The sequence below is a fragment of the Achromobacter sp. 1014246743 genome (genome assembly GCF_059760725.1).
The window spans coordinates 1-20,072 of record NZ_JCBANA010000018.1 but is presented as its reverse complement, the minus strand read 5'-3'; the positions used below and the strand labels follow the sequence as shown (position 1 = coordinate 20,072).

Sequence of the window (20,072 nt, the reverse complement as noted above, 5' to 3'; positions counted from 1 at the left end):
CCGGCATACTACTGATTCGAGGTCGGATCGCAATAGCTCGCCTGCCTGCTGAAACAAGATCCGGCACCTGCCACCGGGGCAGCGGCAGGGTGCATAGCCGCTGTCCAGGTCCGGCACGCCAATGCGTCTGCGGGCCACACCGGGGTTCGCTCCTTCGTGGCCGTGATGGCGCACGGCCGAGAGCCGAAAATTATTGTTGCGATTGTTTCCAGTCGCGGCCCTGCCCCACGCCCAGCAACCGCCATCCGTCGGCCGTCGCCACCAACTGGTCCGCCAGGGCCAGATTATCCAGGAACGCCGTGTCATGCGAAGCGACCAGCATGGCGCCCGGATAGCGCGACAGCATCGTCTCCAGCGCCTGCAGCGACGGCAGGTCCAGATGGTTGCTGGGCTCATCCAGCAGCAATAGCTGCGGCGGCGGGTCGGCATACAGCACGCAGGCCAGCGCGGCCTTCAGGCGCTCGCCGCCGCTGAGCAGGCTGCTGGGCACGGTCACCTTGTCCGCGTCCAGCCCCAGTTGCGCCAGGCGCATGCGCAGCTCGCCTTCGCTCAGGAGACGGTTGGCTTCGCTGGCTTGAGCCAGCACCGATCGGGCAGGGTCCAGATTGCCCAACGCCTGATCCAGGTAGACGCGGGCCGGCGTGACCGTGCAGGTTCCCGCGCGCGGCGCCAGCTGCCCCGCCAGCACTTTCAGCAAGGTGGATTTGCCGCTGCCATTGGGACCGATCACGCCAATACGCTGCTGCCCCCGTACTTGCAGGCTCAGCCGCCGGTTGGCAGCGGGCACGAAGGGCAGTTCGACCGCATCCAGCATCGCCACCTGCCGCTGCGCCACGCCGGCATCGAGCCCGGCGTGCAGATGAATGCTCAAGCCCTCGTCGACCTGCTGCGCCGCCTCGTGCACCCGCTGCGTCAGTTCAAGCTGCGCAGCGGCGTGTTGCTTGCGCAGCTTGCCGGTCGATTGTTCGCTGCGCGCTTTCTGGCGCCCCAGCAGGATCTTGGCCTGGTTGGCCTCTTTGCCGCTGCGCGTGCCGCGCGCCTGCCGTTTTTCCTGGCGCTCGCGCTGTTCCTGCAGAGCCCGCGCCTCGCGCTGGCGATCCCACTTTGCCCGCTCCAGTTCCGCCACCGCGCGTTGCTGTTCGTGCGCCTTGGCCCGCGCGTAGAACGCATAGTTGCCGCCATGACTGTGCAAGCCCAAGGGGGACAATTCCACAATGCGGTCCATCGTGTCCAGCAGCTGCCTGTCGTGGCTGATCACCAGCAGGCCACGCGGCCATTGCGCCAATTGCGTGATCAAGGCCTGCCGGCTGGGCTGGTCCAGGTGGTTGGTGGGCTCGTCCAGGATCAGGAAGTCGGCATCCGACAACAAGGCGCCGATCAGGGCGACCCGGGTGCGCTCGCCGCCGCTCAGCAGATGGGCCGGCGTCTGCGCATCCAGATGCGCCAGGCCGTGCTGTTCCAGCGCCCGCCGCAGTTGCCGCGCGACGTCCCAGCGATCCCCGACCGCATCGTAGTCTTCGTGCGCCGCGCTGCCGGCCTCGATGCGCCGCAGCGCGGCAAGCACGCGCTGCACGCCCGCCAGGTCGGCCACGGTGGCATCGTCCGCCACGGCGTCGACCTGTTGGGCCAGGTAGTGCACGCTGCCCGCCGCCACGCGGCGTCCTTGTGACGGTATCACCTGCCCCGCCAGGATGCGGGCCAGGACGGACTTGCCCACGCCATTGCGCCCGACCAGGCCGGTATGGCGCAGGTCGAAGGTGTCGTTCAGGTCGGAAAAAAGAGAAGTGCCATCCGGCAAAGCGTATGAAACGCCTTCCAGGGCGAGATGAAAATTCGCCATGCGCAGTGGGTTTCCAAAGATGCAAAGAGCTCCCCCGCGGTTGGGGGCAGTGGAGATTTGCCGTCATGACAACGGCCGCATCAATGGCGCATGGGAAGAGACCCTCGAAAAAAGCAGTGATCGTGAATTGTACCCAGCACAGGCATCACTGCAACCGCGATGCCCGTGCCATCGCAAGCTACTTGCGACGAAAGCTCACCACCTTGCTGGTCAGCTTCTGCACTTCGTCGCCGTCCTGGTTGAACGTCACGCTTTCCACCAGCACGATGCCGCGGTCCGGCTTGCTGCGCGACGGCGTGATGGAAAGAATCGTGCTTTTCACGTGCAGCGTATCGCCAGGGCGCGTCGGGCGGGCCCAGCTGATCTCGGCGCCGGCGCCGATCACGCCATCGGCCAGCGGCATGCTGTCGACCAGCAAGCGCATGGTGATGGCGACGGTATGCCAGCCGCTGGCCGCCAGCCCCTGGAACAGGGAATGGCGCGCCGCGTCCTCGTCCAGGTGGAACGGCTGCGGGTCGAATTCCGAGGCAAAGCGCCGCACCTGAGCGACGTCCAGTTGATGCGTCGCGCTGGTGAACGTGTCGCCCACTGACAGGTCGTCCAGATACAGCGCCGGGGGTGTTGCGGGGGTTGCCATGTACCGTCTCCTTGCTTGCCTGGGGATGTCGCCGATTCTTCTCGGATCGATTATTCAAGTAATCTACCTGGCGAACAAGCCGTTGGGTGGCCCCCGCCGCCACAGTGCGCCAGGCTCGCCCGGCGGCAGGGAATTTCCGTTATGACCACACCAAACGACTGGATCCGGGTACGGCGCGACCACGCGACGGGCATCGAAGTCGTGCATGCCCATTTCCGCGGACACGCCTACGACCCGCACGACCACGACGAGATGCTGGTGGGCGTGACGCTGCAAGGCGTGCAGCAGTTCCAGTGCGCCAGGCGCATCGTCACCAGCACGGTGGGCAACGCCATGCTGATCGAACCCGGCGCCGTGCACGACGGCCACGCCGGCAGCGAGCAGGGCTTCACGTATTCGATGCTGTACCTGCCGCTGGCCTGGGTCAACGCCGCAATGGAGCGGCGCGAACGCAAGCCCGGCCGCCAGGCGTTTTCGATGTTCCGCGCGTCGCTGTCCAACGAACCCGCGCTGATCCACAGCATCGTCGCGGCCCTGCACAGCTTCGACCCGGACGACCTGCAATTGGCGCGCGACGAGGCCCTGGATGCCCTTATCGAACACCTGGCCGCCGACCACGAACGCCTGCTCATCGCCCCCGCCCGCCCCTCGCCGACCCGCGCGCGCCGCGCCCAGGAATACATCGATGCCCACATGGCGCTCGATCTCAGCATGGACCAGGTGGCCGAGCATTCCGGCATGGACCGCTACGCCCTGGCCCGGCAGTTCCGCCGCGAATTCGGCCTGGCGCCGCACGCCTACCTGGTGAACGCCCGGCTGCGGCGGGCGCGCGCACTGCTGGCCCGGGGTATTGCCCCCGCCGAAGTCGCCGCCCAGGTCGGCTTTGCCGACCAGAGCCACCTGGGCCGCTGGTTCAAGCGGGCCTACCGGATCACCCCGGCGAAATACCTGCACAGCGCACAAACGTTCTAGACCCTCGCTGGGGCACTGCGCCACCATGGGCGCTTTTCCCCTAGCGGAGTCTTGACGTGTTTGATACCAAAGTTGCCATCATCGTCCGTAACGACCTGGCCACGTGGCAGCGCCTGAACGTGGTGGCCTTCCTGTCCACCGGCCTGGCGTCCGCCGCGCCCGAGATGCTGGGCGCCCCCTATGTGGACGCCACGGGGCACCCCTATGCCAGCATGTCCGTGCAGCCGATCCTGGTGTTCGAAGGCGACCTGGCCGGTTTGCAGGCCGCGCACCGCACGGCGCGCGCACGCGACATCACCATCGTGCCCTACGTGCATGCCATGTTCGCCACCGGCCACGACGAAGCCAACCGCGAGGTCTTCCGCGCCGAGGACGCCGCCAACATGAACCTGGTCGGCATCGCGGTGCGCGGGCCGAAGAAAGCGGTGGACAAGGCGGTGAAGGGGCTGGCGCTGCATCCGTGACGGCATAATCGAGGGCATGACTCAGCCATCAACAGGAGACTCGCCCGCATGTCCATCATCCGTTCCTGGCGCACATTCATGGCGGCGGCCCTGCTGGCGGTCGCGGAAACCGGCACGGCGGCGCCGGGCGACGCCGGCGCCGACCTGCTGCGGGCCGCGGCCGACGGCGATTCCGCGCGGGTCAAGGCCCTGCTGGCGCAGGGCGCGCCGCTGGAAGCGCGCGACGGCGACGGCAATACGCCGCTGCTGCGCGCCACGCTGGCCAACCACGAGGCCGCGGCCGCGGCGCTGATGGCTGCGGGGGCTGACGTGAACGCCAAGAACCGTCTGCAGGACAGCGCCTATCTCTATGCCGGCGCGCGCGGCCATAACGGCATCCTGGCGCTGACGCTGCGCCATGGCGCCGACCTGCGCAGCACCAACCGCTATGGCGGCACCGCGCTGATTCCGGCGTGCGAGCGTGGCCTGGTCGACACCGTGCGGCTGCTGCTGCAAGCCGGCGTCGACCCCGACCACGTCAACCGGCTGGGGTGGACCGGGCTGCTGGAGGCCATCATCCTGAGCGATGGCGGGCCGGATCACCAGGCCGTGGTCGCGCAGTTGCTCAAGGCCGGGGCCAACGTCAACCTGGCCGATGGCGACGGACGCAGCCCCTTATGGCATGCCCGTCAGCGCGGCCAGGACGCGATCGCCAGGCAGCTGCAGGCCGCTGGCGCACGCTGAGCGCCGTGAAGAAAAGTTGCAAGTCTGGCGGGCGAACGCGCTAGGCGACCAGCACCGCGCGGCCATTGGCGGCGTGGGTTGCGGCGCAGGCCAGGACGTCAGGGCGCCCGCGCAACCGCGACGGCGCCGCCGTTTCCGGCAGCAGGCGGCGCACGGCCGCCAGCACGTCCAGCGGCTCGGCCGGCTTGCGCATGAGCGTCGCGCGGTCGCCGCAGGCCGCGGCAATCTCGTATTCCGGACGGCCGCTCAGCACCAGCACCGGCGTCTCGCTCAGATAGGCGTTCTCACGCATGGCGGTCAGCAGGGCGCCACCGTCCATGCCAGGCATGGAGAAATCGGTGATGACCAGGTCCGGACGCAGGTCCAGCATTTGCTGCAACGCCGTCAGCCCATCGGTATGCGTCGTGACGGCATAGCCTTCATCACTCAGGAATTCGCCCATCAGGGCGACGAGGGTGGGCTGGTCGTCGACCAGGAGGATTTTTTTCATGATGGTTCTGTGGCCGGCACTGCCGCGTTGGCACGTCTGGGCGTCCTGGCGGCAGGCACTGAAGATTGGTGGGGCGTGAATGGCCGAATGCTAGGGCACTGGCGTCGTTCATGTGTGTAGTAATTGTATCCGGACGAAACTCCCGCGTCCGTCCCCTGTATATTTCATGGAGTAGCCAATCGTTGCGCAGTTGCGTCCCTATAATCGTTGCGGCGCCGCCCCCCCCCAATCCGCCCTCCCTCCCCTGACCCGGTCATCCGTTCCCATGCCGAATTCGTCCCAGCCTGCCAGCCGCCACACCTTTCCGCGAACCCTGATGGTCGGCTTCGTGACCGCAGCGTTGGCCACGCTGGTGATCGCCTTCGTCAACGTGCGATCGGCAGACACCCGGATCCAGGCGGTCAACGCGATGAATCGCGTGACCGAGACGCTGCGCCAGCTCAGCCTGTTCAACTCGGCCCTCAAGGATGCCGAGGTCGGCCAGCGCGGCTACCTGCTGACGGGCGACCTGACCTATCTGCAGCCCTACGTGCGCTCGGTCCCGCTGATTCAAGAACGCCTTGCGGTGGTGAAAGAGGCTGCGGCCGCGGACTCGGCGCAGCGCCGGATCGTCAACGACATCGCCGCGATCACGCAGCAGAAGCTGACCGAACTGCGCGAGACGATCGAACTGCGCAAGGCGGGGGACGTGGAAGGCGCCATGGCGGTGGTGCGCACGGATGCGGGCAAGGACGCGATGGACCGGCTGCGCGACCTGGTTGCCGACCTGTATACGCGGCAGATGGGCCAGTTGGAAGACGAGCGCGAAGCCTGGTCCGCCGCCGCCTCCACGTCGGCCTACTATTCGTGGGGCGGATCGCTGCTGCTGCTGGTGCTGATCGTGGCCTCGGCCGCCATGACCATCCGCGAGTACCGCGCCAAGGCGCGCCAGGCCTGGGTCACCACCGGCCTGTCGGGCCTTGGCCTGAGCCTGCGGGGCGACCCGCGGCTGGACGAGATCGGCAAGCGCGCGCTGGACTACCTGGCGCAGTACCTGGATGCCAACGTCGGGGCCGGCTACGTCGTCAACGCCGCCGGCGACGAACTGGAACTGTTCGGCGGCTACGCGCTGCCGGCCGAGCGGCTGGCGCAGAAGATCCCGGCGGCCCAGGGCCTGGCCGGCCAGGTCGCCGCCTCGCGCAAGCTGATGCACGTGCGCAATGTGCCGGCGGGCCACTTTGAAGTCACCTCGGCCACGGGCCGTTCCAACCCGGCCGAACTGGTCCTGGTGCCCGCCATCCAGAATGAGCGCGTGTATGCCGTGATCGAACTGGGCTTCAACCACGCGGTGGGCGAGGCCGAACGCAATCTGCTCGAAGGCGCCTCGGAAATGCTGGCGTCCGCGATCCGCGCGGGGCTGGACCGCACCCGCCTGGAAGCGCTGCTGGCCGAAACCCAACGCCAATCCGAAGAGCTGCAGACCCAGCAGGAAGAACTTCGCGTCAGCAACGAAGAACTGGAACAGCAAAGCCGCATCCTGCAAGAATCGCAGGCGCGCATGGAACTGCAGCAGACCGAGCTCGAACAGACCAACGCCAACCTGGAATCGCAGGCCGAACAGCTGCTGCGGGTGCAGGGCGCGCTGACCGACAAGGCCCGCCTGCTGACCCAGGCCAGCCAGTACAAGAGCGAGTTCCTGGCCAACATGAGCCACGAACTGCGCACGCCGCTGAATTCCACGCTGATCCTGGCCAAGCTGCTGGCTGACAACAAGCCGGGCAACCTGAGCCCGGACCAGGTCAAGTATGCAAACACCATCCACGCTGCGGGCAGCGACCTGCTGGCGCTGATCAACGACATCCTGGACCTGTCCAAGATCGAGGCAGGCCAGGCTACCGTCGAAGTCGAAGAGGTCGCCATTGCCCCCGCACTGGAACGGTTGCTGGATCCGCTGCGGCCCATGGCGCAGGAAAAGCGCCTGTCGCTGGAGCTGGACATCGCGCCGGACGTGCCGGCTTCGCTGCAGACCGACCCGCAACGCCTGGGCCAGGTGCTCAAGAACCTGCTGTCCAATGCCCTGAAGTTCACCGAGCAAGGCTCGGTGCTGCTGAAGGTCGCGCGCGCACCGCGCAACATGCTGTCGTTCGCGGTGCAGGACACTGGCATCGGCGTGCCGGCCGATCAGCAGGAACTGATTTTCGAAGCCTTCCGCCAGGCCGACGGCAGCACGCACCGCAAGCATGGCGGCACGGGCCTGGGGCTGTCGATCTCGCGCGACCTGGCCAAGCTGCTGGGCGGCACGCTGACCCTGGTCAGCACGCCCGGAAAGGGCAGCGTATTCACGCTGCAAGTGCCGCTGCGCCTGCAAGCCGCCACGCCGGCTCACGCGCCGCAGGCCCGCGGCGAGTTCGAAGCGTCGACGATCGTCGCGCAGAAAGCCTCCGCCCCCGCGGCGCCCCCGACGGCGGCGCCCGCTCCGAAGCCGGACGCGAGCCGTGCGCCTGCCGCCAGCCCACCGTCCGGCCGCACCATTCTCGTCATCGAAGACGACGAACGCTTTGCCGACATCCTGGGCGACCTGGCGCGCGAGATGGGCTTTGGCTACATGGCGGCCCACACCGCCAACGACGGCCTGGCCCTCGCGGCGCAGCACCGGCCGGACGCCATCGTGCTGGACATGAACCTGCCCGATTTCTCGGGGCTGGGCGTGCTGGATCAGCTCAAGCGCAACCCCGACACCCGCCACATTCCCGTGCACATCGTCTCGGTGGCCGACTACTCGCAGGAAGCCCTGGGCCGCGGCGCCGTCGGCTACGCGCTCAAGCCGGTCAAGCGTGAAGAACTGGTCCATGCGCTGCAACGCCTGGAAGCCAAGTTCACCCAGAACGTGCGCCGCGTGCTCGTGGTGGAAGACGACGACCGCCAGCGTGACAGCGTGCGCGAGCTGCTGGCCCGCGACGGCGTGCAGATCGTGCCCGCCGCCACCGCCACGGCGGCCCTCACCCTGCTGCGCGAAACCACCTACGACTGCGTGGTGATGGACCTGAACCTGCCCGACATGAGCGGCTACGACCTGCTGCAGGAAATGGCCGAACAGGACAGCGTGTCGTTCCCGCCCGTCATCGTGTACACCGGCCGCGCCCTGTCGCGCGACGAAGAGCAGCACCTGCGCCGCTTCTCCAAGTCCATCATCATCAAGGACGCGCGTTCGCCCGAACGCCTGCTCGACGAGGTCACCCTCTTCCTGCACCAGGTCGAAGCGGACCTGCCGCCGCAGCACCGCCAGATGCTCGAACTGGCCCGCAGCCGCGACACCACGCTGGAAGGCCGCACCGTGCTGGTCGTGGAAGACGACGTACGCAACGTGTTCGCGCTGTCCAGCATCCTGGAGCCCACCGGCCTGCACGTGGAGATCGCGCGCAATGGCCTGGAAGCCCTGACCGCCCTGGAACGCGCCGGTGCGAACGGCCACCGCGCCATCGACCTGGTGCTGATGGACATCATGATGCCCGAGATGGACGGCTACACGGCCATGCGCGAAATCCGCACCCGGCCCGAATGGCGCCGCCTGCCCATCATTGCCCTGACCGCCAAGGCCATGAAGGACGACCAGGAGAAATGCCTGGCCGCCGGCGCCAACGACTACATCGCCAAACCGCTGGACGTAGAGCGCCTGCTGTCGCTGGTGCGCGTCTGGATGCGCAAGTAACACGGCGGCCACGACCATGCCCCACCGGACGCGCGCGCACATCGAAGACATCGAGCAGCGGCTGCTGCTCGATGCGATCTATCACCATTACCACTACGACTTCCGGGCCTACGCGCAGGCCTCGCTCAAGCGGCGCCTGCGCAGCGCGCTGAGCCAGTTCGGCTGCAAGACCCTGTCGCAGTTGCAGGACCGCGTGCTGCACGAACCGGCAGTGTTCACCGGCCTGCTGCAATTCCTGACGGTGCAGGTCAGCGACATGTTCCGCGACCCCAGTTATTTCCTGGCGCTGCGCAACGAGGTCGTGCCGATCTTGCGCACCTATCCGTCGATCAAGGTGTGGGTAGCCGGTTGCAGCGCCGGCGAGGAAGTCTATTCCCTGGCCATCCTGCTGCACGAAGAAGGCCTGCTGGACCGCACGCTGATCTACGCCACCGACATCAATCCACATGCGCTGCGCGCCGCCGAACAAGGCGTGTACGACCTGGAACGGGTGGCCGCCTTCACCGCGAACCACGCCCAGTCCGGCGGCCGCAGTTCGCTGTCCGATTACTACACCGCGCGCTACGGACGGGTCATGTTCGACAAGTCCCTGCGCGAACACATGGTGTTCTCGGACCACAGCCTGGCCACCGACAGCGTCTTCGCCGAAGTGCACCTGGTGTCCTGCCGCAACGTGCTGATCTATTTCGAGCGCGACCTGCAGAACCGCGCGCTGACCCTGTTTCACGACGCGCTGGTGCACCGCGGCTTCATGGGCCTGGGGTCGCGTGAGTCGATCCGGTTCTCGGCCCAGGCCGAGAACTTCGACGACTTCGTGCCGCAGGACCGCATCTACCGCAAGAAGGCCGGGCTGTGAACCCGCGCGCGGCCCATCGCTCGCCCCAGGCGCCCTCCGGCGGCCCGTGGGACGCGATCGTCATCGGCGGTTCCGCGGGGGCCATCGACGCCTTGAACGTTCTCTTGCCCGCCCTGCCGGCCGGCCTGCAGGCGGCGGTGATCGTGGTGCTGCACCTGCCGCGCGACCGCCGCAGCCTGCTGGTCGAGATCTTCCGCGATCGCTGCGTGCTGCCCATACAGGAAGCCGAGGACCAGCAGCCGCTGCAAGCCGGCCACCTGTATTTTGCGCCGCCCGACTATCACCTGCTGGTGGACCAGGGACCGCGGCTGGCGCTGTCCATCGATCCGCCGGTGTATTTCTCGCGGCCGTCCATCGACGTGCTGTTCCATTCCGCCGCCGACAGCTATGGCAAACGGCTGCTGGCCGTGCTGCTGTCTGGCGCCAACGAAGATGGCGCCGATGGCCTGGCCGCCATCCATGCCGCGGGCGGGTACGCCGTGGTGCAGGCGCCGGCCACGGCCTTCATGCGGGCCATGCCCGATGCCGCCCTGGCGCAAACGCCCGCGCTACCCGCGCTGACGCTCGAGGAAATCGCCCAGTTGTTCGCGCGGCTGCCCACCCGGCAGCCTGACCCCAACCTCTTCTGACATCATGATCCTGACACCTGCCAAACCCCCGGACGCCCGTATCAAGTGCCTGCTGGTCGATGACGTGCCAGAGAACCTGGTTGCGCTGGAAGCGCTGCTGGCGAACGACCGTGTCGAGGTATTGAAAGCGCAGTCCGGCCCCCAGGCGCTGGAACTGCTGCTGACCCATCCCGACGTGGCGCTGGCGTTGCTGGACGTGCAGATGCCGGACATGAACGGCTTCGAGCTGGCCGAACTGATCCGCGGCAGCGAACGCACCCGCCACATTCCGCTGATCTTCATTACCGCCGGCTCACGCGAACAGAACTGGCAATTCCGCGGCTACGAGACCGGCGCGGTGGACTTCCTGTACAAGCCCATCGACCCGTACATGCTCAAGACCAAGGCCAGCGTGTTCTTCGAGCTGCATGAACGCCGCCTGGCGCTGGCGCAGCAACTGGAAGAACGCACCGAGGCGCTACGCGTCAATGAGATGTTCATGGCCGTGCTCAGCCACGATCTGCGCACGCCGCTGCAGGCCATCGTGATGGGCGCTTCGCTGCTGCAGCGCCAAAGCGACGACACGCGCGTGGTCAGCCTGTCGCAACGCATGCTGCAAAGCAGTGAGCGCATGAGCCGATTGATCGAAGACCTGCTCGACGTGACCCGCATCCGCCAGGCGGGCGGCCTGACGCTGGCCCCCACGCGCTTCGACCTGCAGGGTCTGGTCAACCGCACGCTGGACGAACTGCGCACCGGCTTTGCCGACCGCCAGATCGAATCCAGCTTCAAGGGCGACCTGACCGGCAACTGGGATGGCGAGCGGCTGGCCCAGGTGCTGGCCAACCTGCTGGGCAACGCCCTGCACCACGGCACCCGCGATGCGCCGGTGCGCGTCGACGTGGACGGCACGGCCGCGGACGCGGTCGTCGTCACCGTCAGCAACGGTGGCACCATCCCGCCCGATCTGCTGCCGCACCTGTTCAACCCCTTTCGCAGCGGCGCCCGGCCGGCGGACACCACGGCCTGGGCCTGGGTCTGTTCATCGCGCAGCAGATCGTGCTGTCGCACGGTGGAAGCATCAACGCCGACTCGCGCAATGGCATCACGCGGTTCTACGTGGCGCTGCCGCGCTGACCCGCGGGTAGCGGGAGAACGCCAGGCCGGCATGCGGCCACGGGGCGTTCCCGCGCGGGTCAGCGCCCGTCGTCTTCGCGCCGCTCGGCCTCTTCCTGCGCCCCGACGTCTTCAAGCTTGACCCGGCTGGTGCTGCCATGCGTGGCCGCGCATTGGCCGGGATTGCCGCTGCTTTTGACGCACTCGGCGAACGCCAGCGCCGCATCCACCGTGGCGAAGTGGTACGAGTGGCCATCGGCGAACGCGATCTTTCCTTCGACTGAACAATCCATGGTGCCTCCTGTTGACGGGAAGGACCATCCTAGCGGTTGTCGCGGCCGAAGTCAGCCGGCCTCACATTTTGAAAATTCGAGCGCGCTTGCTTCGGTAAACAACCCGCAGCGATGCACCGCTACCCCTGCCGCACGCCCATCATGGAACGCGACAGGCGGCTGGCCGCCGCCAGGATGGGTTCTTTCTGCTCCCGCAGCACGGACTCGGTCAGACGCGACAGCGGGCCGGAAATGCAGAGGGCGCCCAGCAGCGTCCAGTTGATGCCGTAGACCGGGGCCGAGATGCTCGACACTTCGGCATCGCGTTCGCCCAGCGAAATCATGTAGCCGGCCCGACGGATCGATTCATAGGGCTCGCCCGCCTCGCCGGTAAAGGCCAGCAGCACCCGGCCCGGGCTGCCGACCTCGAGCGGCAGCGCCGCCCCCACCCTGACGTGATGGCGGATCGACCGGGGGCCTTCCACGCGCGCCACGCAGATCCGCTGGCGGCCTTCGCGCACGTAGAACGTGGCGCTTTCGCCCGTGGCGGCGGACAACTCACGCAGCACCGGCTGCACCACCTCGACCACATTGAACGTGGCCTGGTAGCAGGCCCCCAGCCACCCCGCGGCGCGCGCCAGGCGCCAGGTGCCATCCGGCCGTTGCGCCAGGTAGTCGTCCAGCGCCAGGGTGCGCGCCAGGCGCAGCACGGTGGACCGGTGGCAGCCCGTGCGCCGGCTCAGTTCGGCCAGCGACAGATGCGCGTCTTCGACGCCGAACGCTTCAAGGATGCGCATGGCGCGGCGCACCGCCACCACGCCTTCTTCGGGCGCCCCCGCGTCGACATCGAGATCTTCCGAATCGTTCATTGTGCGAGACATGTTTCATTAGACGAACATGCATTGTATGCCGTGGAACATCGCTCCACAATTCACCCACCAAAAAACAAATCAACGGAGACAACACATGAAGCGAATCGCGCGTTTGCTCGCGGGCATGGCCTTGGTCTGCGCCGCCGGCGCCAGCTTGGCGCAGGGCTACCCCAACAAACCCATCCGGCTGATCGTGCCCTTCCCCCCGGGCGGCGGCACCGACGTCCTGGCCCGCGAGGCCGCCATCAAAGTGGCCGGCAACACGGGCTGGAACATCGTCACCGAGAACCGCCCGGGTTCGGGCGGCAATATCGGCGTGGACACCGTGGCCAAGGCCGCCCCCGACGGCTACACGCTGGTGCTGGGCCAGACCAGCAACCTGGCCATCAACCCCACGCTCTATCCCAACCTGCCCTACGACCCGGAAAAAGACCTGAGCGCGGTCGGCCTGGTCGCCGACGCGCCGCTGGTGATCGTGGTGCCTGCCACGTCGCCCCTCAAGACGCTGGAAGACATGATCGCCGCGGCCAAGGCCAAGCCCGGCCACCTGAATTTCGCGAGTTCGGGCAATGGCACCGTGGCGCACCTGGCCGCGGTGCAGCTGCAGAATGCGGCGGGCATTTCGCTGACCCACGTGCCCTACAAGGGCGCGGCCCAGGCGTCCAACGACCTGATCGGCGGCCAGATCGACATGTACCTGTCGTCGGTGCCGACCCTGATCGGCCATGTGCGCAACGGCAAGATGCGTGCGCTGGCAGTGACCTCGGCGCAGCGCGTGCCCGACATGCCCGACGTTCCCACCATCGCCGAGCGCGGCTTTCCGGGCTTCGAGGCAGTGACCTGGTTTGGCCTGGCCGCGCCGGCCGGCACGCCCAAGGACATCGTCCAGCGCCTGAATGAAGCCTTCAACAAGGCCCTGCAAACCCAGGAACTGGGCGTGAAGTACCAGGAACAGGGCGCCCGCGTGCTGACCGGCACCCCCGAGCAATTTGCCAAGCTGATCCATGACGATCGCATCCGCTGGGGCAAGATCGTCAAGGACTCGGGTGCCCGCGTCGAGTGATACGCCATGGGCGCGACCTTTCCTTTTTCCGCAGGCACGGCCACGCCCCTCGTGGCGCCGCCGCCAGGGGCCTGCGACTGCCACATCCACGCCTATGACGCGCGCTATCCCGCCGTGCCTGGCGCGGCGTTGCGGCCGCCGGACGCCTGCATGCGCCAATACCGCGCGATCCAGGCCCGACTGGGGCTGCAACGCGCGGTGCTGGTCACCCCGTCGACCTACGGCGCCGACAACCGCGCGCTGCTGGACGGCCTGGCCGAACTTGGCGACGACGCCCGCGGCGTGGCCGTCATCGACGGCTCCGAGAGCGACGCGCAGCTGCAAGCCCTGCACGCCGCCGGGGTGCGCGGCATACGGCTGAACCTGTCGCTGGGCGTGGTGGGATCGCAGGACCACCTGCTTCCCCTGGCGCAGCGCGTGGCGCCGCTGGGCTGGCATCTGCAATTGCTGATGCCGCCGGACCAGTTGGCCTCGCTGGCGGTGCTGCTGCCGCGACTGCCCACCCCACTGGTATTCGACCACCTGGCCCGCATCACGCCGGCCCAGGCGGGTTCGCACCCGGCCCATGCCCTGGTGCTGGACCTGCTTCGGGCCGGCCGTGCCTGGGTCAAATTGTCGGGCGGCTACATCGTCAGTGCCCGCCACTCGGTCGAAGACCCGGCGCTGGATGCGCTGGCCCGCAGCTATATCGAGGCCAATCCGGAACGCGTGGTGTGGGGCAGCGATTGGCCGCACGCCTCGGCCACGGCGGGCATGCAGCCTCTGCCCGACGACGCCCGCCAACTGGACCGCCTGAGCGATTGGGCTGGCGGCGCGGCGCGCCTGGCGCAGATTCTTGTGGACAACCCGACTGCGCTGTACGGCTTTGCCGCAACACCCGACAACAAGACCACGGAGACCTCTCATGCATAACCCCGCAGCCCCTGCGCGCCGGCGCTTTCTGGCGGTGGCCGGCGCCCTGGCCGCCAGCGCGACGTTCGGCGCCCGCGCCGCGCAAGACTGGCCGGCCGGCAAAGCCATCACCTGGGTCGTCCCCTACCCCGCGGGCGGCAGCACCGACGTGCTCGGCCGCGCCATTGCCCAGCAACTGGACGCCGAACTGGCCACCCGCGTGATCATCGACAACCGTCCCGGCGCCACCGGCACCATCGGCGCGGCCCGCGTTGCGCGCGCCAATGCCGACGGCTTGACGCTCCTGGGCACCTCCATCGGGCCCCAGGCCATCGCGCCGCACGTGATAGGCAAGCTGACCTACGACCCGGTCGCCGCGTTCGACCCCGTCATCCTGATCGGCACCATTCCCCATCTGCTGGTCGTCGGCCCCGCACAGCCCTACCCCACGCTGGCTGCACTCATCACCGCCGCCAGACGCGCGCCGCACAGCCTGGCCTACGCGTCCGGCGGCACCGGCACCATCCTGCACATGCAGGGCGAACTGCTGCAGCAAAAGAGCGGCGCCACCTTCCTGCATGTGCCCTACAAGGGCGACACCCCGGCGCTGCAGGACACCCTGGCCGGCCAGGTGCAGTTCGCCTTCATTCCCGTCGCGGCGGCGCTGCCCCATGTGAAGGCCGGCGCGTTGCGCGCGCTGGCGATCACCTCGGCGCAGCGACTGCCTGCATTGCCCGACGTGCCCACCGTGGCCCAGGCCGGCTACGACGATTTCGTGGTCGAGCAATGGCAGGCCGTGTTCGCGCCGGCCGGCACGCCGGTCGCCATCATCAACCGCTTGAACGCCGCCATCGGCAAGGCGCTGCAAAGCCCCGCGCTGGCGGCGCAGGCCGGGCAACTGGGTATCACGCTGGCCGGCGGCACGCCACAGGCGCTTGACCAGTTGCGCCGCGCCGACTTCGACAAGTGGGGCAAGGTCATTCGAGACGCTGGCATCAAGCCGGCCTGACCGCCCCCATTCCCTTCCATCATCCCCTTCAGGAACGCTCATGGCCAACCCCGACATCATCAAAGACTTTCCCCGCGTCGACGCGGACACCGTACGCCGCGCGGCGGCGTTGCAACCGGCCATTCTGGCCGACGTGGCCGGCCGGCGCGGCGCGCTGCACGGCCGCATCCGCCCGCTGCATCCGGGCATGAAGCTCGCCGGCACCGCCTTGACGGTGGAAGTGCGTCCGGGCGACAACCTCATGATCCACGCGGCGATCTCGCTGGCCCGGCCCGGTGACGTGCTGGTGATCGACGGCAAGGGCGATCTCAGTTCCGCGCTGATGGGCACCATCATGATGAACGCCTGCCGCAAGCTAGGCATCGCCGGCGTGGTGATCGACGGCGCGGCGCGCGACGCCATCGAGATCATCGAAATGGACTACCCGGTATTTGCCGCGGGCACCAACCCCAATGGCCCGACCAAGAACGTGCCGGGCCGTATCGGCCACCCGGTGTCGGTGGGCGGCGTCACCGTGAACGCGGGCGACTTCATCATCGGCGACGCGGACGGCGTGGTGGTGGTCGAACGCGAGAAGATCACGGGCCTGCTGCCCGCGGCCGAAAAGAAGGTGCGCGACGAAGCCGCGCGCATTGCCGCCATCCAGGCCGGGGACACCGAAGCCAAGTGGCTGAGCGCGGCCCTGCGCGCCGCCGGCGTGCTCAAGGAAGGAGAATCGCTGTGAGCCACCCCGCCAAGCCCGTCGTGCTGGTGACCGCAGCCGACCTTGCGCCGCAGGCGCTGGACCTGCTGCAAGACCATGCCGTGATCTTCGCCGGCAAGACGCCCTCCGAAGACGACATCGTGGCGCTATGCCGCGAACACAATCCGGCCGCCATCATCGTGCGCTACAGCAAGGTGGGCGCGGCGGCGATGGACGCCGCCCCCGCACTGCGCGTGATCTCCAAGCACGGCAGCGGCACCGACACCATCGACAAGGCCGCGGCCGCGCAGCGCGGCATCGCCGTGGTGGCAGCGGTGGGCGTGAACGCGGCGGCGGTCGCCGAGCAGGCGCTGGCGTTGATGATGGCCTGCGCCAAATCCGTCGTGACGCTGGATGCGCGCATGCGCGCCGGGCACTGGGACAAGTCCACGCACAAAAGCCTGGAGCTGGGCGGCAAGACCATCGGCCTGATCGGCCTGGGCGCCATCGGCCGGCGCATGGCCGCCATCGCGCACGGCCTGGACATGCGCGTCATCGGCCATGACCCGTATGCCAAGGACCTGCCGGCCCACATCGAGCCGGTGACCCTGGACGAACTCTGGCCCCAGGCCGACGTGGTATCCCTGCATTGCCCGCTGACCGACGACAACCGCAACCTGATCAACGCCGACACGTTGGCCCGATGCCGGCCCGGCGTGATCCTGGTGAACACGGCACGGGGTGGCCTGGTGGATGAGGACGCGCTGCTGCAGGCCGTGCGTGCGGGTCGCGTCATGGCCGCCGGCCTGGACAGCTTCGCCGTCGAACCCATGGCCGCCGGCCATCCATTCCAGCAGGAAGCGCGCATCATCCTGAGCCCGCACATCGGCGGGGTGACCAGCGCGGCCTACGTCAACATGGGCGTGGCCGCCGCCCGCAACGCGCTGCAGGTGCTGGCGCGCGATCGCGTCGGGCATTGAGAACCCGGCCGACGAACTGGGCCTGATGGCTGACCGGGCCCCGTCAAATCAAAAGGAGGAAGACAACATGACTATCCGCATTCCCTGCCTGCGCACCCGGCGCGCCGCGCTGCTCCTGGCGGCCCTGCTGCCGCTGCTGGCGACGGGCGCTGCCCGCGCCGCCGACACCTGGCCCAGCCGCCCCGTTCGCGTCGTGGTGCCGTATGGCCCCGGCGGCGCGGTCGACGTCGCCACGCGCAAGATGGCCCAGATGCTGTCCACCCAGACCGGCCAGAGCTTCATCGTCGAAAACAAGCCCGGCGCGACCGGCACCATCGGCGCCAGCCAGGTGGCGCGTGCCGCGCCCGACGGCTATACGCTGATTGCCAATGACACGACCTATTCGCTGCTGCCGCACATCTTCAAGCAATTGCCGTTCGATCCTGCCAAGGACCTGCAGCCGGTGTCGGCCTTCGTGTTCGCGCCCATGGCGCTGGCCGTGGCGGCCGACAGCCCGTACCGCACGCTGTCCGACCTGGTCGAACAGGCCCGCCACCAGCCCGACCGCATCACGTATGGTTCCGGCGGCCCCGGCACCACCCCGCACTTCGCCGCGGAGGGGCTGGCCCTGGCCACCGGCGTGAAATTCATGCACGTGCCGTTCAAGGGCGCCGCCGAAGCCACCCAGGCCGTGCTGGGCAAGGTCATCGACTTCCAGTTTGCGTCCACCACCGGCATCATGGGGCCGGTGCAAGGCGGACAATTGCGCCTGCTGGCCGTCAGCGGCGATCAGCGCCTGGACGTGCTGCCCGACGTGCCGACCTTCGCGCAAGCCGGTGTCAAGGACTTCGGCGTGGTCAACTGGACTGGACTGTGGGCGCCGGCCGGCACCCCCGCGGACGTCACCGACCGCCTGCAGCGGGAGGTCGCCCGCGCCATGGCCTCGGAAGAGATGAAGACCTTCGCCGTGAAGATGGGTGCGAACCCGCGCGCCGCCGATGCCGCCGAGTTCCGCCGTATTCTGGCCGACAGCGGCGTGATGTGGGGCAAGGTGGCCCGCAGCATCGGCTTTGACGCGAAATAGCCCCGCCAAGGAGACAGCCATGTTCTACCTGCAAGCGCCCGAGGTGCTGCCGTTCGAAGTCTGGTCGCCGATGCCCGAGACGTTTCGCCGGCCTGCCCGCAGCGACTGGGCCGACGCCAACCGCGGCGGCGTGCCCACCGACTCGTTCCTGGAAGGTCCGGTCTTCGACACGGCCGGCAACCTTTATGTGACCGATATTCCGTGGGGCCGCGTGTTCCGCGTGTCACCCGACCGGGAATGGTCGCTGGTTGCCGAGTACGACGGCGAGCCCAACGGCATGAAGTTCCTGGACGAACGCCGCCTGCTCATCACCGATTACAAGAACGGCCTGATGACGCTGGACGTCGCCAGCGGCCAGGTCACGCCCTATCTGGCGCGCCGCAACAGCGAACGCTTCAAGGGCGTGAACGACCTGGTCTTCGACCCCCAGGGCAACCTGTACTTCACCGACCAGGGCCAGAGCGGCCTGCATGATCCCGGCGGCCGGCTGTATCGGCTGCGGCCCGACGGCCAGCTGGATCTCTTGCTCGGCAACGTGCCCAGCCCCAATGGCGTCGCGTTGTCGCCGGATGGCAAGGTGCTGTACCTGGCCGTCACCCGTGGCAACTGCGTGTGGCGCGTGCCGCTGCTGCCCGATGGCAGTGTCAGCAAGGTCAGCCAGTTCTTCACGTCGTATGGGCCCAGCGGCCCGGACGGATTGGCGGTCGACGTCGAAGGCAACGTCCTGGTGTGCAACCCCGGGCTGGGCTATGTCTGGCTGCTCAACCACCGTGCCGAGCCGCGGATCGTATGGCAAAGCCCCGTGGGCATGTCCACGACCAACCTGGCGTTTGGCGGCCCGGATGGCCGCACGCTGTATTGCACGGAGTCGGTATCGGGATCCATTCTGCGTGCACAGGCGCCGCACGCCGGAATGCCGCTGGCACGCCTGGCCTAGCGGCGGTCAGGCGGTGCGTGCCCGCAAGGCTGCGTCCCCCCGGCGGGGGCCTCAGATAAGCGCCGCCGCCTGCTCGCAGTGCCGCAGCGCCTGGCGCAGCGCCGTATCCACCGACCGCAATGACATGCCCAGCCATGCTGCGGCATCGGCGCGGCTGCGCCCTTCCACCCGCAAGGCGATCAGCACGGCGCGCTGGCGGCGCGGCAATTGGTCCAGGATGCGCGACAACGCGGCCAGGGCCGATCGCCCCTCGCTCACGGCCTGAGGGCCCGGGGTCTCGTCCACCAGTTCCGGCAAGGCGGCGGCCGGGTCGTCCAGGGACAGCCACGACGCCTGGCCACGCAATCGGTCGATCGCCAGATGACAGGCCATGCGGAACACATAGGCGTCGGCCTCGCGCACCTCGGCCAGCACCGGCCGCTGCAACCGCAGCCAGGCCTCGTGCAGGCATTCATGCGCCAGGTCGGCGCAACGGAACCGCCGCACCAGCCGGCCATGCAGCGCAGCGTAGCTGTCGCTCAGGTGATCGCGCAGGCGTGCCGTGCCGTCAGGGTGGCGGGGCGACTCATCGTGCGGACGCGCCGAGTCGTCCAGCGAGGGCATCGATTCGCCGTGCGAGAGCACCGATGCGTCATGCGGGCACACCGGCTGCCGCGCCTGCCGCACGGGCGAGCGCGGCAGGCGCCACGTGTCGACGTCCATCCAGGGCGGCGGCAAGGCGGGCGTCGCCCGCGGGCGCGCGGTCGATAGCGGCGTCATCATCACAGCCCGCCCCGGGTGCTCTGTTTGCGTTCGGGCAGCTGCCGCTGTCCCGCCCTCGGCCACTCGCCCAGGCCCAGGTACCGCACCGGGCCTCCCCCTGCCTCTATTCCCCACCTCACGCGTCGCAGCACACGCATACTGGTTAGA

19 protein-coding genes and 1 pseudogene are annotated in these 20,072 nt (G+C 68.3%); 14 read left to right on the top strand and 6 right to left on the bottom strand.

Annotation, left to right across the window (positions count from 1 at the left end; translation table 11 throughout):
- Positions 1-190 precede the first annotated feature (190 nt).
- A complete protein-coding gene (locus AC6LJ2_RS09870; protein ID WP_498151262.1) occupies positions 191-1,840 on the bottom strand; it encodes an ABC-F family ATP-binding cassette domain-containing protein in 1,650 nt (549 codons plus the stop codon).
- Between the two features lie 178 nt (positions 1,841-2,018).
- The gene (locus AC6LJ2_RS09865; protein ID WP_498151261.1) at positions 2,019-2,477 is read right to left on the bottom strand and encodes a MaoC family dehydratase; all 459 of its coding nucleotides are present in this window, start codon (positions 2,475-2,477) and stop codon (positions 2,019-2,021) included.
- Positions 2,478-2,618: 141 nt separating this feature from the next.
- On the opposite strand from AC6LJ2_RS09865, the gene AC6LJ2_RS09860 reads away from it, so the two are divergent.
- The 3 genes from AC6LJ2_RS09860 to AC6LJ2_RS09850 are packed head-to-tail and all read left to right on the top strand — an operon-like array spanning position 2,619 to position 4,636.
- On the top strand, positions 2,619-3,449 hold the full coding sequence (locus tag AC6LJ2_RS09860; protein WP_498151260.1) for an AraC family transcriptional regulator: 831 nt from the start codon (positions 2,619-2,621) through the stop codon (positions 3,447-3,449).
- Between the two features lie 56 nt (positions 3,450-3,505).
- A complete protein-coding gene (locus AC6LJ2_RS09855; RefSeq protein WP_263909910.1) occupies positions 3,506-3,913 on the top strand; it encodes a DUF2000 domain-containing protein in 408 nt (135 codons plus the stop codon).
- Between the two features lie 48 nt (positions 3,914-3,961).
- A complete protein-coding gene (locus AC6LJ2_RS09850) occupies positions 3,962-4,636 on the top strand; it encodes an ankyrin repeat domain-containing protein (RefSeq protein ID WP_498151259.1) in 675 nt (224 codons plus the stop codon).
- Positions 4,637-4,676: 40 nt separating this feature from the next.
- Here the strand turns inward: AC6LJ2_RS09850 and AC6LJ2_RS09845 are convergent, their stop codons facing one another.
- A complete protein-coding gene (locus tag AC6LJ2_RS09845) occupies positions 4,677-5,126 on the bottom strand; it encodes a response regulator (RefSeq protein ID WP_263909907.1) in 450 nt (149 codons plus the stop codon).
- Between the two features lie 265 nt (positions 5,127-5,391).
- Between AC6LJ2_RS09845 and AC6LJ2_RS09840 the strand changes: the two genes are divergently transcribed.
- From AC6LJ2_RS09840 to AC6LJ2_RS09825, 4 genes and pseudogenes are all read left to right on the top strand, one after another.
- Positions 5,392-8,814, top strand: a complete 3,423-nt coding sequence (locus tag AC6LJ2_RS09840) for a response regulator (protein WP_498151258.1) — start codon at positions 5,392-5,394, stop codon at positions 8,812-8,814.
- 16 nt (positions 8,815-8,830) lie between these two features.
- Entirely contained in the window at positions 8,831-9,670 is an 840-nt protein-coding gene (locus AC6LJ2_RS09835) for a CheR family methyltransferase (protein ID WP_263909903.1), read from the top strand.
- Positions 9,667-10,299, top strand: coding sequence for a chemotaxis protein CheB (locus AC6LJ2_RS09830; RefSeq protein WP_498151257.1), 633 nt, complete (start codon positions 9,667-9,669; stop codon positions 10,297-10,299). Before AC6LJ2_RS09835 ends, AC6LJ2_RS09830 begins: the two co-directional genes overlap by 4 nt.
- Positions 10,300-10,303: 4 nt before the next feature.
- A pseudogene (locus tag AC6LJ2_RS09825) lies at positions 10,304-11,415 on the top strand (hybrid sensor histidine kinase/response regulator).
- 59 nt (positions 11,416-11,474) lie between these two features.
- Here the strand turns inward: AC6LJ2_RS09825 and AC6LJ2_RS09820 are convergent.
- On the bottom strand, positions 11,475-11,687 hold the full coding sequence (locus AC6LJ2_RS09820; RefSeq protein ID WP_263909897.1) for a hypothetical protein: 213 nt from the start codon (positions 11,685-11,687) through the stop codon (positions 11,475-11,477).
- A gap of 119 nt (positions 11,688-11,806) precedes the next feature.
- Entirely contained in the window at positions 11,807-12,535 is a 729-nt protein-coding gene (locus AC6LJ2_RS09815) for an IclR family transcriptional regulator (RefSeq protein ID WP_263909895.1), read from the bottom strand.
- 97 nt (positions 12,536-12,632) lie between these two features.
- On the opposite strand from AC6LJ2_RS09815, the gene AC6LJ2_RS09810 reads away from it, so the two are divergent.
- From AC6LJ2_RS09810 to AC6LJ2_RS09780, 7 genes are all read left to right on the top strand, one after another.
- A complete protein-coding gene (locus AC6LJ2_RS09810) occupies positions 12,633-13,601 on the top strand; it encodes a Bug family tripartite tricarboxylate transporter substrate binding protein (protein WP_445657469.1) in 969 nt (322 codons plus the stop codon).
- Between the two features lie 6 nt (positions 13,602-13,607).
- Positions 13,608-14,513 carry an amidohydrolase family protein gene (locus tag AC6LJ2_RS09805; protein ID WP_498151256.1) on the top strand — a complete coding sequence of 302 codons (906 nt, stop codon included), beginning with the start codon at positions 13,608-13,610 and terminating at the stop codon, positions 14,511-14,513.
- Positions 14,506-15,501 carry a Bug family tripartite tricarboxylate transporter substrate binding protein gene (locus tag AC6LJ2_RS09800; protein WP_498151255.1) on the top strand — a complete coding sequence of 332 codons (996 nt, stop codon included), beginning with the start codon at positions 14,506-14,508 and terminating at the stop codon, positions 15,499-15,501. The genes AC6LJ2_RS09805 and AC6LJ2_RS09800 overlap by 8 nt, the downstream gene beginning before the upstream one ends.
- A 40-nt stretch (positions 15,502-15,541) precedes the next feature.
- Positions 15,542-16,225, top strand: coding sequence for an RraA family protein (locus AC6LJ2_RS09795; RefSeq protein ID WP_498151254.1), 684 nt, complete (start codon positions 15,542-15,544; stop codon positions 16,223-16,225).
- Complete coding sequence (locus AC6LJ2_RS09790; protein WP_263909886.1) at positions 16,222-17,163, top strand: NAD(P)-dependent oxidoreductase; 942 nt, start codon at positions 16,222-16,224, stop codon at positions 17,161-17,163. The genes AC6LJ2_RS09795 and AC6LJ2_RS09790 overlap by 4 nt, the downstream gene beginning before the upstream one ends.
- A 67-nt stretch (positions 17,164-17,230) precedes the next feature.
- Positions 17,231-18,226: a Bug family tripartite tricarboxylate transporter substrate binding protein gene (locus tag AC6LJ2_RS09785; RefSeq protein ID WP_498151253.1), complete on the top strand. Its 996-nt coding sequence runs from the start codon at positions 17,231-17,233 to the stop codon at positions 18,224-18,226.
- A 19-nt stretch (positions 18,227-18,245) separates the two neighbouring features.
- Positions 18,246-19,163: an SMP-30/gluconolactonase/LRE family protein gene (locus AC6LJ2_RS09780; RefSeq protein WP_445657474.1), complete on the top strand. Its 918-nt coding sequence runs from the start codon at positions 18,246-18,248 to the stop codon at positions 19,161-19,163.
- 51 nt (positions 19,164-19,214) lie between these two features.
- On the opposite strand, the gene AC6LJ2_RS09775 is transcribed toward AC6LJ2_RS09780, so the two are convergent.
- Complete coding sequence (locus AC6LJ2_RS09775) at positions 19,215-19,925, bottom strand: RNA polymerase sigma factor (protein WP_498151252.1); 711 nt, start codon at positions 19,923-19,925, stop codon at positions 19,215-19,217.
- Between the last annotated feature and the right edge of the window lie 147 nt (positions 19,926-20,072).